We start from the raw sequence: 12,878 nt of genomic DNA on the forward strand, positions 1-12,878 counted from the left end.
CGAGCGGGTGGCGGATGCCTCGAATGCACGAGCCTCTAAGCTGAAACGGGCCGATCAGCCCGACGCCAGAAGGAGAAGTACGCATGACGACGAGCCGCACCGTTCTCGTGACCGGTGGCAACCGGGGCATCGGGTTCGCGATCGCCCGCGAGTTCATCGCCCAGGGCCACCGCGTGGCCGTGACCGCCCGTTCGGGCGAAGGGCCCGAGGGCTCGCTGACCGTTCGAGCCGACGTCACCGACGCGGCATCCGTCGACGCGGCCTTCACCGAGATCGAAGCGACCCTCGGACCGGTCGAGGTGGTCGTCGCGAACGCCGGCATCACACGCGACACGCTGCTGCTCCGCATGAGCGAAGACGACTTCACGAGCGTCATCGACACCAACCTGACGGGCGCCTTCCGCGTCGTCAAGCGGGCCTCGAAGGGCATGCTGAAGGCGCGGTTCGGCCGGGTCGTGCTCATCTCGAGCGTCGTCGGCCTGTTCGGGTCGGCCGGCCAGGTCAACTACTCGGCGTCGAAGGCGGGGCTCGTCGGCATGGCCCGTTCGCTGACCCGCGAGCTCGGTGGGCGGGGCATCACGGCCAACGTCGTCGCCCCCGGTTTCATCGAGACCGATATGACCGGTGAACTGCCCGAGGCGCAGCAGGCCGAGTACAAGAAGAACATTCCGCTCGGCCGTTTCGCGGCGCCCGAAGAGGTCGCGAAGGTCGTGACGTGGCTCGCGGGCGATGACGCCGGATACATCTCGGGCGCCGTCATCCCCGTCGACGGCGGACTCGGCATGGGGCACTAGTCGGCGCCGCTCCGCGCGACGCCCGCGATTGACCTCCCCGAGCGACCGAGGGCAGACTGGGGCTCACTCGGGGCGAGGGGGAGCCATGTCGGAGCAGGGCGAACAGCCGCAATCATCCGGGCCGCCGCAGGCCGCCGGACCGCAACGAGCGGCGAAGCCCGACCGGGGGTGGATCTGGATCGTCGTCGTGATCGCCGTCGTCCTCGGGCTGATCGCCGGCTTCCTGGGCGGGCTGCTCGGGCGGAACCTGGTGGCGACTCCGGCGCCGTCCGCGGCGCCCGAAGCGTCCACGTCCGCCTCGGTCGCCGACGGCAGCGTCTGCGACGCCACGCGGGTCTCGAGCGACGTGCTTCCCGCCGTCGTGACGATCTCCGCACGCAGCGGTTCGGGCGGCGGCGTCGGGACGGGTGAGATCATCCGCGACGACGGGTACATCGTCACCAACAACCACGTGATCGCGGTCGCCGCGGAGGGCGGCGAGATCGCGGTGCTCTACAGCAGCGGTGAGACCGCGCCCGCGACGCTCGTCGGTCGGGACCCGAGAGCCGACATCGCGGTGCTGAAGGTCGAGCACCCGACCGCACTGCCGACGATCGAGGTCGGCAGTTCGGCGAACGTCGTCGTGGGGCAGCCGGTCGTCGCACTCGGTGCTCCGCTCGGACTCTCTGGATCGGTGACCGCCGGCATCGTCAGCGCGCTCGGGCGCGACGTGACGGTGCCGAGCGACGGCGATGCGACGACCGTCCTCACCGGCGCGATCCAGACGGATGCCGCCATCAACCCCGGCAACTCTGGCGGCCCGCTCGTCGACTGCGACGGCCGGCTGATCGGCATCAACACGGCGATCGCCACGGTGCCGAACGCCGCAGGCGAGGCCGGCGGCGGAAGCGTCGGCATCGGCTTCGCCGTTCCCGTGGACCGGGCCATGTCGATCGTGGACCAGCTCATCTCGACCGGCAGCGCGAGCTACCCGTACTTCGGAGTCTCGGTCGTCGCGATCCCCGAGAACGCCGCCGCCGACTTCGGCGTGGAAGGCGGCCTGTACGTGGCGTCGGTCGTCGCCGGCGGCCCGGCCGACGAGGCGGGCATCACCGCGGGCGACATCATCCTCACGGTGAACGGCGAACCCGCCGTCAGCCCCGAGGCGTTGACGTCCGTCACGCTCGAGGCGCAGGTCGGCGACGAGGTCGAGATCGGGTACGTCCGCGATGGCGCCCCATCGACGACGACGGTGACCCTGCAGGAAGCGCCGCAGGACTGAGTCGACGCCGGGCCCGCGGGAGGGTCAGAACGCGCTGCCGAGCCAGAGTCCGCCGGCGGCGGCCGTGAGCGAGAACACGAGCATCAGTACCCCACTGATGAACGACGCGGCGAATCGACGCTGGCGGATGAGTTGCACGGTCTCATAGCTCGCCGTGCTGAAGGTCGTGTAGCCGCCGAGGAACCCGGTTCCGAGCACGAGCGCGAGTTCGGGGGGCATCAGGTTCGAGAGGGTTGCGCCGATGATGACGCCGAGCGCGAAGGAACCCGAGACGTTGATGACCGTGGTGGCCCACGGGAACCCGGTGCGAACTCGCGATCGGATCACGCCGTCGAGGACGAAGCGCACGCCGGCACCGAGCCCGCCGCCGACGACGACGAGGAGGAAGATCGGAAGGGTCATGACGGCTCGCCGCCCCGAGCGCTGTCTCGTCGGTCTCCGCCGAGTCCGATCCCGACGACGATGCCCGCCCAGGTGGCGAGTCCGCCGACCAGCAGGGTGCCGAGGGCGTAGAGCGTCGACGCTCCGACCGCGCCGTTCACCGCGAGCACGACGGTGTCGTTCGCGAGCGCGCTGTAGGTCGTGAACCCGCCGCAGAACCCGGTGCCGAGGAGGAGGCGGAGCCGCACGGCCGACGCATCCGCGGCGCCCCGGTGCGCGAGTGCCGAATACAGGCAGCCGAGCACGAACGCCCCGACGATGTTGACGATCGCGATGGCGATCGGCACCCCCGCGACCGTGGGGATCGCGAGGGAGAGCCCGGCCCGGGCCGCAGAGCCCGCCATGCCGCCGATCACGACGAGTGCGATGGCGCTCCACCGGAGGTGGGGCGGCCGTGCATCCGTCACGAGTCGGTTCCGTGGTCGGGCTCGGACGCGTTCCGCTGCGCTGCGGGAACGATGACGACGGGCCGCGGTTGGCGGTGCGCCAGTTGCGCGCCGACCGAACGGCTGAAGAGCTCGCGCAGGCTCCCGCCGAGTGAGCGATCGTGGGCGCCCACGACGATCATGGCGGCATCGAGCGTGTCGGCGAGGTGTCCGAGGGCACCGGCGACGTCTCCGGCGAGCGCGAGCGTGCGCCAGGGCGCCGTCGTCGTCGCGAGGAGACCGCGCAGGGAGCGCGCCAGTGCCTCGTCGAACTCCGTCTCGTGGTCATCGGCGAAGTCCGGATCGATCGAGGCGCTCTCGACCGATCCGTCGCCGGCCTCGTCGACCGGATAGCGCGCGGGGTTCACGTATGCGCACACCAACTCGGCCCCGAACCGGGTCGCGAAGACCGCGGCCTGCTGCACCACTCGGGCCGGCTGACCGGGTACGACGCCGACGATCACCGGCTGCGACGAGCGCGCACCCCCGACCTCAGCCATGCCGCGATGCTACGCCGCGCCGCGGGCGAGGGCCAACGGGCGACACCGGGGGCTCACCCGCGGAGGCCGAGCACGGTGAGCACGGGTGACAGGTCGGGACGGTCGATCACGAGGTCGGCCTGCGCCCGCACGATCGGCTTCGCGCAGAAGGCGATGCCGAGTGCGGCTCGGCCGAGCATCTGCAGGTCGTTCGCGCCGTCGCCGACGGCGACCGTGCGAGCGAGGGGGATGCCGCCGGCATCCGCCCACTCGGCGAGCGCGACGGCCTTCGCGGCAGCATCGATGATCGGGCCGTCGACTCGGCCCGTGAGTCGGCCGCCTGCGACCTCGAGCCGGTTCGCCCGGCAGAAGTCGAGCCCGAGGCGCTCGGCGAGCGGGTCGAGCAGTTCGTGGAAGCCGCCCGACACCACGCCGACGCGCCCACCGGCCGCGTGCACGCCGTCGATGAGCTCCTGCACGCCGGGGGTCGGGGTCATCCGTTCGCGCGCCGCGGCGAGCACTGCGACGTCGAGGCCGGCGAGGGTCGCGACCCGTTCGCGCAGGCTCTCGGCGAAGTCGAGCTCACCGCGCATGGCCCGTTCGGTCACGGCGGCGACGTGTTCGAGCGTGCCCGCGGCGTCGGCGAGCAGCTCGATGGCCTCCTCGCGGATGAGGGTCGAGTCGGCGTCGAGCACGACGAGGGGGCCGCTCGCGCGGCCGACGGTGCCGGTGTTCACGCGGTGGCCCGGACGCGCGAGCCCTTGCCCACGACGGTGATGCCGCTGTCGGTCACGATGAACCCCCGGGCGATGTCTTCGGCCCGGTCGACACCGATGCGCGCCCCCGCCTCGACGATGACCTCCTTGTCGAGGATCGCCCGCTGCACGGTGGCACGCGCGTCGATGCGCGCACGGTCGAAGAGGATCGAATCGGAGACGTACGCGCCCGACCCGACCTTCGCCCATGGCCCGATGACGCTGCGTTCGACGTGCGCGCCCGAGATGACCGAGCCGAGCGAGACGATCGAGTCGATGACGGTGCCGAGGGTGCCTCGGGCGTCTCTGGTGAACTTCGCCGGCGGCGAGTTCAACTGCTGGCTGAAGATCGGCCACTCCCGGTTGTAGAGGTTGAAGACCGGCAGCACCGAGATCAGGTCTTGATGCGCCTCGAAGAACGAGTCGATGGTTCCGACATCGCGCCAGTAGTACCGGTCGCGATCGGTCGACCCCGGCACGTCGTTGCGCTGCAGGTCGTAGACGCCGGCCGAGCCCTGGGCCACGAATGCCGGGATGATGTCGCCGCCCATGTCGTGGCTCGAGTCCGTGCGTTCGCCATCGCGCAGCACGGCGTCGATGAGCGCGTCGGCGTCGAACACGTAGTTGCCCATCGAGGCGAGCACTTCGCCGGGGGAGTCGGGGAGCCCGACCGGATCGGCGGGCTTCTCGAGGAACCGGTGGATCCGGCCTGGGTGCGCGGGGTCGACCTCGATGACGCCGAACTGGTCGGCGAGCCCGATCGGCTGCCGGATCGCGGCGACGGTCGCAGCGGCGCCGGACTCGATGTGCGCGTCGATCATCTGGCTGAAGTCCATGCGATAGACGTGGTCGGCACCGACGACGACGATGATGTCGGGCTGCTCGTCGTAGATGAGGTTCAGGCTCTGCAGGATGGCATCGGCCGAACCCGAGAACCAGCGCTTGCCGAGGCGCTGCTGCGCGGGCACCGAGGCGACGTACGAGTTCAGGAGCCCGCTCATGCGCCAGGTCTGGGACACGTGCCGGTCGAGGCTGTGCGACTTGTACTGCGTGAGCACGACGATCTGCCTGAGCCCCGAATTCAGCAGGTTCGAGAGAGCGAAGTCGATCAATCGGTACTGGCCGCCGAAGGGCACCGCCGGCTTCGCGCGGTCTTCCGTCAGGGGCATGAGTCGCTTGCCCTCGCCGCCGGCGAGGACGATGCCGAATACCTTGCGCGTCGCCATGCCCACAACTGTAGTCAGCGCGAGGCATCCGCGGGCCGTGAAGTCGGGGCGTGACGGATGCCGCTGCGCTACGTTTGCAGCATGCGCGTCGACCTGCTCACCCGCGAGTACCCACCCGAGGTCTACGGCGGTGCCGGTGTGCACGTCGCGGAGCTCGTCCGAGCGCTGCGTTCGAGCATCGACGTGCAGGTGCGGTGCTTCGGCGCCCCGCGCGACGAGCCGGGCACATTCGGGTATCCGACCCCGCCCGAGTTCGCCGCGGCGAACCCGGCGCTCGGCACGATGGGCGTCGACCTGCTCATGGCCGGCGACACCGTCGGCACCGACCTCGTGCATTCGCACACCTGGTACGCGAACTTCGCGGGCTTCACGGCCAAGCGCCTGCACGGAGTGCCGCACGTCGTGACCGCGCACAGCCTCGAGCCGCTGCGACCGTGGAAGGCCGAGCAGCTCGGCGGCGGCTACCGGCTCTCGTCGTGGGTCGAGCGCACCGCCTTCGAAGACGCCGATGCGGTCATCGCGGTGAGCGAGGGCATGCGCCGCGACATCCTTCGTTCGTATCCCTCGATCGACCCGAGCCGGGTCGAGGTCGTCTACAACGGCATCGACCTCGAGGATTGGGCTCCGCACCACGCTCCCGACGTCGTGCGATCGCTCGGCGTCGACCCCGATCGACCGTCGGTGATCTTCGTCGGCCGCATCACGCGGCAGAAGGGGTTGCCCTACCTGCTCAGGGCCGCGCGCCTGCTGCCCGATGACGTGCAGCTCGTGCTGTGCGCCGGCGCGCCCGACACCGAGGACATCATGGCGGAGGTCACGTCGCTCGTCGACGAGTTGCGCACCGAACGCGACGGCGTCGTGTGGATCGATCGGCACCTGCCTCGCGCCGAGCTCTCGGCGCTCCTCACGGCGGCGACGACCTTCGTCTGCCCATCGGTGTACGAGCCCCTCGGCATCGTGAACCTCGAGGCCATGGCCTGCGGCGCTCCCGTGGTCGGCACGGCGACGGGAGGCATCCCCGAGGTGGTCGCCGACGGCGTCACCGGAGTGCTGGTGCCGATCGAGCAGCTCGACGACGGCACCGGCACGCCCGTCGACCCCGATCGATTCGTCGCCGATCTCGCTGCGGCACTCACCGCCGTCGTGAGCGATCCTGCGCGCGCGGCGGAGATGGGCGCTGCCGGGCGGCGCCGCGCCGAGACGGATTTCGGCTGGGCTGCGATCGCCGAACGCACGCTCGAGCTCTACGCGCGAGTCCTCGCCCGGTGACCGCGGTCGACGCGCTCGGCGTGCCGAGCGACCCTCGCGCTGCCGATAGCATGGGACGCATGGCGAGCACGGTTCTGCAGTTCCACGATGTGTCGGTGGTCCGCGATGGCAACACGATCCTCGACTCCGTCGACTGGAGCGTCGCCTCCGACGAACGCTGGGTCATCCTCGGACCGAACGGTGCGGGCAAGACGACGCTGCTGCAGATCGCAGCGGCAGCGATGCACCCCACCTCCGGCAAGGCCGACGTGCTCCAGGAGTCGCTCGGCAAGGTCGACGTGTTCGAACTGCGCCCGATGATCGGCTTCGCGTCGACCGCGATGGCCCGCAAGATCCCGCGCAACGAGACCGTGATCGACGTCGTGCTCACCGCGGCGTACTCGGTCACCGGCCGCTGGAACGAGGAGTACGAGGCGATCGACCTGCGTCGTGCGCAGCGCGTGCTCTCGGAGTGGGGCCTCGAGGGCTTCGCCGACCGCCGCTTCGGCAGCCTCTCCGACGGCGAGCAGAAGCGCGTGCAGATCGCCCGATCGGTCATGACCGACCCCGAACTGCTGCTCCTCGACGAGCCGGCCGCGAGCCTCGACCTCGGTGCTCGCGAAGAGCTCGTCGCGCTGCTCGGCGGCTACGCCGCCTCGTCGGCCTCGCCCGCGATCGTGATGGTCACCCACCACGTCGAGGAGATCCCCGTCGGCTTCACGCACGCCCTGCTGCTGCAGAAGGGCGGCATCGTGACCGCCGGTCCGCTCGCGGAATCGCTGACCGCCGAGAACCTCTCCAAGACGTTCGGCATGACGATCGAGCTCACCGAGACCGACGGGCGATACGCGGCTCGCGCCGTGTGACCTCGCGGCCCTGTCGATTCTGCTAGACTCGATAGCTGGCCCGTGGGCCAACTTTCTTCCCTGCGTGCGCGCAGGCTCCGTATCCACTGTCCGAATGCTTCACCAGCTGAAATCCAAGGAAGTCTCCATGAAGACCGACATCCACCCCGAGTACAACGCGATCGTCTTCCGCGACCTCGCTTCGGGCGCCACGTTCCTCACCCGCTCGACGGCGAAGAGCGACAAGACGATCGAGCTCGACGGTGAGACCTACCCGGTCATCGACGTCGAGATCTCGTCGGAGTCGCACCCGTTCTACACGGGCAAGCAGCGCATCATGGACTCGGCCGGTCGCGTCGAGAAGTTCAACCAGCGCTTCAAGGGCTTCGGCGCGTAAAGCACTGTCGTACCACGAAGGCCCCGCCAGCGGCGGGGCCTTCGTCGTACACGCAGGTGCTGCCGGGCAGTTGTCGGCGTGCTAGCGTCACCGGATGCCGGGACCATCCCACAGCCGGAGACGCGAGTCGACTCCGCTCATCCTGCCGACGGTTTCCGGCAACGGCATCGTGCTCCGCGCGTTCCGCGACGATGACGTCGAGACGGTGCGCGCGGCCTCGCGCGACCCGCTGATTCCCGACCTCACGACGGTTCCGCGCAACGCCGATCGTCGCGGCGCCCTCGCCTACATCGCGCGCCAGCATCGACGCCTGCGCTCGGGTGCGGGCTACTCGTTCGCGATCGCGAGCGTCGACGACCGAGCCATCGGCCAGATCGGGCTCTGGCCCGTGCGCGACGACCCGGGGCGCGCCAGCATCGGCTACTGGATCCTCGAGTCGGCGCGCGGCCACGGCCATGCGTCCGCGGCGCTGCGTGCGCTCAGCGAATGGGCGTGGAGCCTGCCGTCGCTCGAACGCCTCGAACTGTTCGTCGAGCCTTGGAACACCGGCTCATGGAAGGCGGCCGAAGCGGCCGGGTTCGAGCGCGAGGGACTGCTCCGATCGTGGCGGGTGATCCGCTCGGAGCGACGTGACCTGTTGATCTACTCGAGGCTTCGCGAACCGGGGGAGTCGAACGCGGGCTCAGCGCACCGGCCAGACGCCTGACGTCGTGAACTCGGGCTCGCCGTTCTTGCGGCGCCACGCCTGGTAGCTCTCGGCCTGCTCGCGGCTCCAGTCGACCTGCCGGGCGTGCAGCTCGGCGACGGCGGTCGCGGCGAGCTCGGGGAAGGTGCGCGCGATGGCCTGGGCGACACGGCCGGCCGCCACGGCGTCGGCACCGGCGTCGTGGGCGTCGTCGAGCACGACGCCGTAGTGCTCGGCGGTCGCGGAGAGCGTGCGCTTGCCGCGGCGGTACTTGTCGACGGCCTTGTCGATGACGAGCGGGTCGATCACGGCACCGGGCGCGGGCAGGGGAGCGATGCCGTAGCGGGCGGCCTCGCGGTCGAGGATCGTGAGGTCGTACGCGGCGTTGTACGCCACGATCGGCAGCCCGCGCGCAGCGGCATCCGTCAGCGCGCCGACGATCTCGGCGACCGCGACCGGGGCCTGCTGGCCCTCGAGGCGGGCGCGCTCGGTGCTGACACCGTGGATGAGCGTCGCCGCGGTGGGGATCTCGACCCCCGGGTCGACGAGCCACTCGCGCTGCTCGAGCACCTCGCCCGAGGCGCCGATGACGCCGACGTGGGCGGTCACGATGCGACACGTGTCGACGTCGATTCCCGTCGTCTCGAGGTCGAAGACGGTGAGCGTGTCGGCCCAGTGGCCACCCAGAAGATCCATGCCGTCAGGCTATGTTCGGCCACCGTCATCGAGTCTCTGCGGGGGCGCGTGTCGGCGGCATCCACAGGAATCCGGCTCTCCACAGCGATCAGCGGGCACCCCGAGTCGAACCATAGAATGGCAGGGATGATCCCCTCTCCCTACGCCGAGCAGCTCGCTCGTATCCCCGTGCGAGCGCACCGCGTCGACGTCGACGGCACCGAGACGGCGTGGTGGGAGTACGGCGAATCGGATGCCCCCGTGCTGGTGCTCGTGCACGGCTTCCGCGGCGACCACCACGGCCTCGAACCCGTCGTCGCCCAGTTGCCCGGCTACCGCATCATCTCGCCCGACCTCCCGGGGTTCGGCGAATCGGCGACCTTCTCGGGTCGCCCGCACGACATCGAGGCCTACGCCGCCTGGCTCGGCGCATTCATCGACGCCGTCGGCATCACCGGCCCCTACGCCCTGCTCGGCCACTCGTTCGGGTCGATCGTCTCGTCGGCCGCGGTCGCGGGCGGCCTCTCGCCCGAGCGCCTCGTACTCGTCAACCCGATCGGCGCCCCGGCCCTCGAAGGCCCGCGCGGCGTCATGACGCGCCTCGCGGTCCTCTACTACCGCACCGCTGCGGCACTGCCCGAACGCGCCGGCTTCGCGCTGCTGCGCAACGGCGCCGTCGTGCGCGTCATGAGCGTCACGATGGCCAAGACCCGGTCGAAGTCGCTCCGCCGCTTCATCCACGACCAGCACGACCAGTACTTCTCGGCGTTCGGCGACCGCGACGCCGTGCTCGAGGCGTTCCAGGCGTCCGTCAGCAACGACGTGAGCCAGTTCGCCGCCGACATCCCGGTGCCGACGCTCCTCGTCGCCGCCGAGCGCGACGATGTCACGCCGCTCTCGGCGCAGCACCGACTCGTCACGCTCTTCCCCGATGCCACGCTCGAGGTCATCCCCGAGGTGGGCCACTTGATCCACTACGAGACGCCCGGCGATGCCGCGTCGCGCATCCTGACGTTCCTCGGCGCCGGGGCGCGCGCGTGAGGATCGTCGTCGACTGCCGCTACACCCGCATCGGGCAGCACGACGGCATCAGCCGGTTCACGGCGGGCATCGTGACCGAGCTCGGCAAGCGGCATCCGCTCACCATGCTCGTGAGCGACCACCGTCAGCTCGACATGCTGCCCGAACTGCCGTGGCAGCTCGTGAGCTCGCCGACGAGCGTCCGCGAACCGCTCGTCGCCCTGCAGGTCAAGAAGCTGCGGCCCGATGTCGTCTTCACGCCGATGCAGACGATGGGCTCGTGGGGGCGCGACTACAAGCTGCTGCTGACCCTGCACGACCTGATCTACTACGAGAACCGCACGCCCCCGCGCGACCTGCCGGCTCCCGTGCGGCTGCTCTGGCGGCTCTACCACCTCGCGTGGTGGCCGCAGCGCATGCTGTTGAACCGGGCCGACCAGGTGGTCACGGTCTCCGAGACCACGGCGGGGCTCATCCACGAGCACCACCTCACCGACCGGCCCGTCACCGTCGTGCCGAACGCGGCCGACGACCTCGGCGCGCCGGCGCTGCCGCGCACCCGCCCCGAGGGGCACCGGCTCGTCTACATGGGCTCGTACATGCCGTACAAGAACGTCGACACGCTCGTGCGCGCCGTCGCGGCCCTGCCCGACCACGAGCTGCACCTGCTCAGCCGCATCAGCGACGCCGAACGGTCGCGCCTGACGCGCCTGGCTCCGCAGGCTCGACTCGTCTTCCACGACGGCGTGACCGATTCCGCGTACGCCGAGCTGCTCTCGAACGCGACCGCGCTCGTGCACGCGTCGAAGGCCGAGGGCTTCGGCATCCCGCTCGTCGAGTCGATGCGACTCGGCACGCCCGTGGTCGTCAGCGACATCCCGATCTTCCGCGAGATCGGCGGCGACGCCGCCGTCTACTTCGACCCCGAGAACCCCGAATCGCTCGTGGCTGCGCTGTGGTCGCTCGAACGCGCAGGGGAGTGGGAACGGCGTTCAGAGGCCTCCGTCGGCGTCGCGGCCCGCTACAACTGGGCGGCGTCGGCCGAACGCCTGCTCGCGCTCATGCAGTCGACGGTCGTCGGCAACGGGCGTCGCCGTCGTCGCCGCGTCGGCTGAGACCCGGCTACGCGTCGGTGCCAGTGAGCGCCTCGGGTTCGACGAGCGCCAGTTCGCCCGCCTCGAAGCGCACGAGATGCACCGAGCCGTTGCCGACCACGTAGCCGGCGCCCGGCAGCGTCCATTCGCTGAGGTGCAGCATGAGCGAGTGGATCACGCCGCCGTGGGAGACGACGACGACCGAGCCGCCCGGGTGCGCCGCGGCGATGTCGGCGAGCGCCGCGGTCGCTCGTGCGATCACGGCCGAGCGCGGTTCGAGGCCCTCGATGGTCGCCGCCTGCGCCTCCACGGCCGCGCGGCCCGCGTGGTCGAGTCCTTCGAGCACGCCGTGGGCGCGCTCGGCCAGATCGGCGAGCAGTGCGGGCTCGGGCAGTTCGAGCGTGCGAGCGATGATCTGCGCGGTCTCCGCCGCGCGTGAGAGCGGCGTGCCGTAGACGGCGTCCCACTGCTCGCCCGCGAGTCGCTCGCCGGTCTGCGCGGCCTGTCGTCGCCCGGTGTCGTTCAGCGGGATGTCGGTGGTGCCCTGGATGCGTCGCTGGCGGTTCCACTCGGTCTCACCGTGACGCACGAGGGCGATGAGCACCGAGTCGGTGCGGGCGTCGGTCGCGGCATCCGTCATTGCAGAACTCTCGCAGAAAAGCGGAGTGGTCACGAATCGAGCGCCGCGGCGATCGCGACGAGGGTCTCGCTCGCCCCCGCCTCGACCTTGACGGCGGCGCGGCCGTCGCCCTTGGTGACGCCGCGGTTGATGATCACGATCGGGAGGCGCTTGCGCCGGGCCTGCTCGATGAGGCGCATGCCCGAGTTCACGACGAGCGAGGAGCCGGCGACGAGCAGCACGTCGGCGCCCTGCACGAGGGAGGCTGCGGCCTGGAACCGGTCGGCGGGCACGAACTCGCCGAAGAAGACCACATCGGGCTTCAGGATGCCGCCGCACACGGTGCACGCCGGAATCACCATCGCGTCGACGTCGTCGACCTCGACGTCGCCGTCGGGGGCCGGGCGGATCGCGGTCGCGAGGTCGATCTCGGGATTCAGCGCCTCGAGCCGTGCGGCCATGGCCTGACGGGCGTAGTGCTGGCCGCACGTGAGGCACAGCACCCGGTCCATGCTGCCGTGCAGCTCGATGACGTGCCGGTTCCCCGCGCGGCGGTGCAGGCCGTCGACGTTCTGCGTGATCACGCCGCTGGCGACACCGCGCGCCTCGAGGTCGGCGAGGGCGAGGTGGCCGCGATTCGGCACTGCGCTGCTGAAGCTGCGCCAGCCGAGGTGGCTGCCCGCCCAGTAGCGCTTGCGGGCCCGTTCGGAGGCCAGGAACGTCTGCACCGTCATGGGCGTGCGCACGGGAGCGCCCTCGCCGCGATAGTCGGGGATGCCGGAATCGGTGCTGACGCCCGCCCCGGTGAGCACCGCGACGCGCGCGCCGCGGAGCAGTTCGATCGCCTCGGCGAAATGCGCCTCGGCGGCGACCGGTGCCTCGATTCCAGTGCTCACGCGACTCTCCCTTCGGCG

16 protein-coding genes are annotated in these 12,878 nt (G+C 70.7%); 8 read left to right on the forward strand and 8 right to left on the reverse strand.

The window, feature by feature from the left end:
* The first annotated feature begins 83 nt into the window (after positions 1-83).
* Positions 84-794 carry a beta-ketoacyl-ACP reductase gene (locus ACFTQE_RS01345; RefSeq protein ID WP_376923375.1) on the forward strand — a complete coding sequence of 237 codons (711 nt, stop codon included), beginning with the start codon at positions 84-86 and terminating at the stop codon, positions 792-794.
* 85 nt (positions 795-879) lie between these two features.
* A complete protein-coding gene (locus ACFTQE_RS01350) occupies positions 880-2,055 on the forward strand; it encodes a S1C family serine protease (protein WP_376923376.1) in 1,176 nt (391 codons plus the stop codon).
* A gap of 24 nt (positions 2,056-2,079) precedes the next feature.
* Here ACFTQE_RS01350 and crcB read toward each other — a convergent pair whose 3' ends face one another.
* The 5 genes from crcB to ACFTQE_RS01375 are packed head-to-tail and all read right to left on the reverse strand — an operon-like array spanning position 2,080 to position 5,381.
* On the reverse strand, positions 2,080-2,457 hold the full coding sequence (gene crcB, locus ACFTQE_RS01355; protein ID WP_376923377.1) for a fluoride efflux transporter CrcB: 378 nt from the start codon (positions 2,455-2,457) through the stop codon (positions 2,080-2,082).
* Positions 2,454-2,903, reverse strand: a complete 450-nt coding sequence (locus ACFTQE_RS01360) for a fluoride efflux transporter FluC (RefSeq protein WP_376923378.1) — start codon at positions 2,901-2,903, stop codon at positions 2,454-2,456. The genes crcB and ACFTQE_RS01360 overlap by 4 nt, the downstream gene beginning before the upstream one ends.
* Entirely contained in the window at positions 2,900-3,421 is a 522-nt protein-coding gene (locus ACFTQE_RS01365; protein ID WP_376923379.1) for a universal stress protein, read from the reverse strand. The genes ACFTQE_RS01360 and ACFTQE_RS01365 overlap by 4 nt, the downstream gene beginning before the upstream one ends.
* Positions 3,422-3,474: 53 nt before the next feature.
* Complete coding sequence (serB, locus tag ACFTQE_RS01370; RefSeq protein ID WP_376923380.1) at positions 3,475-4,137, reverse strand: phosphoserine phosphatase SerB; 663 nt, start codon at positions 4,135-4,137, stop codon at positions 3,475-3,477.
* Positions 4,134-5,381, reverse strand: a complete 1,248-nt coding sequence (locus tag ACFTQE_RS01375) for a glucose-1-phosphate adenylyltransferase (protein WP_376923381.1) — start codon at positions 5,379-5,381, stop codon at positions 4,134-4,136. Before ACFTQE_RS01375 ends, serB begins: the two co-directional genes overlap by 4 nt.
* A gap of 81 nt (positions 5,382-5,462) precedes the next feature.
* On the opposite strand from ACFTQE_RS01375, the gene glgA reads away from it, so the two are divergent.
* The 4 genes from glgA (at position 5,463) to ACFTQE_RS01395 (ending at position 8,577) form a co-directional block, all read left to right on the forward strand.
* Positions 5,463-6,650: a glycogen synthase gene (gene glgA / locus ACFTQE_RS01380; RefSeq protein ID WP_376923382.1), complete on the forward strand. Its 1,188-nt coding sequence runs from the start codon at positions 5,463-5,465 to the stop codon at positions 6,648-6,650.
* Between the two features lie 59 nt (positions 6,651-6,709).
* On the forward strand, positions 6,710-7,495 hold the full coding sequence (locus tag ACFTQE_RS01385) for an ABC transporter ATP-binding protein (protein WP_376923383.1): 786 nt from the start codon (positions 6,710-6,712) through the stop codon (positions 7,493-7,495).
* A 127-nt stretch (positions 7,496-7,622) separates the two neighbouring features.
* Complete coding sequence (locus tag ACFTQE_RS01390; RefSeq protein WP_332063060.1) at positions 7,623-7,871, forward strand: type B 50S ribosomal protein L31; 249 nt, start codon at positions 7,623-7,625, stop codon at positions 7,869-7,871.
* Between the two features lie 94 nt (positions 7,872-7,965).
* On the forward strand, positions 7,966-8,577 hold the full coding sequence (locus ACFTQE_RS01395) for a GNAT family N-acetyltransferase (protein ID WP_376923384.1): 612 nt from the start codon (positions 7,966-7,968) through the stop codon (positions 8,575-8,577).
* On the opposite strand, the gene ACFTQE_RS01400 is transcribed toward ACFTQE_RS01395, so the two are convergent.
* A complete protein-coding gene (locus ACFTQE_RS01400) occupies positions 8,554-9,252 on the reverse strand; it encodes an exonuclease domain-containing protein (protein WP_376923385.1) in 699 nt (232 codons plus the stop codon). The genes ACFTQE_RS01395 and ACFTQE_RS01400 overlap by 24 nt on opposite strands.
* Positions 9,253-9,378: 126 nt before the next feature.
* Here ACFTQE_RS01400 and ACFTQE_RS01405 point away from each other — a divergent pair, with 126 nt between their 5' ends.
* Together ACFTQE_RS01405 and ACFTQE_RS01410 are read left to right on the forward strand one after the other, a co-directional pair.
* Positions 9,379-10,272, forward strand: a complete 894-nt coding sequence (locus tag ACFTQE_RS01405; protein ID WP_376923386.1) for an alpha/beta fold hydrolase — start codon at positions 9,379-9,381, stop codon at positions 10,270-10,272.
* The gene (locus ACFTQE_RS01410) at positions 10,269-11,366 is read left to right on the forward strand and encodes a glycosyltransferase family 4 protein (RefSeq protein ID WP_376923387.1); all 1,098 of its coding nucleotides are present in this window, start codon (positions 10,269-10,271) and stop codon (positions 11,364-11,366) included. The genes ACFTQE_RS01405 and ACFTQE_RS01410 overlap by 4 nt, the downstream gene beginning before the upstream one ends.
* A 7-nt stretch (positions 11,367-11,373) precedes the next feature.
* Here ACFTQE_RS01410 and ACFTQE_RS01415 read toward each other — a convergent pair whose 3' ends face one another.
* The gene (locus ACFTQE_RS01415) at positions 11,374-11,985 is read right to left on the reverse strand and encodes a histidine phosphatase family protein (RefSeq protein ID WP_376923388.1); all 612 of its coding nucleotides are present in this window, start codon (positions 11,983-11,985) and stop codon (positions 11,374-11,376) included.
* 29 nt (positions 11,986-12,014) lie between these two features.
* Positions 12,015-12,860 carry an NAD-dependent protein deacetylase gene (locus ACFTQE_RS01420; protein WP_376923389.1) on the reverse strand — a complete coding sequence of 282 codons (846 nt, stop codon included), beginning with the start codon at positions 12,858-12,860 and terminating at the stop codon, positions 12,015-12,017.
* Positions 12,861-12,878: the final 18 nt, after the last annotated feature.

It is taken from the genome of Agromyces sp. NPDC056965, assembly GCF_042673425.1.
Lineage (GTDB): Bacteria > Actinomycetota > Actinomycetes > Actinomycetales > Microbacteriaceae > Agromyces.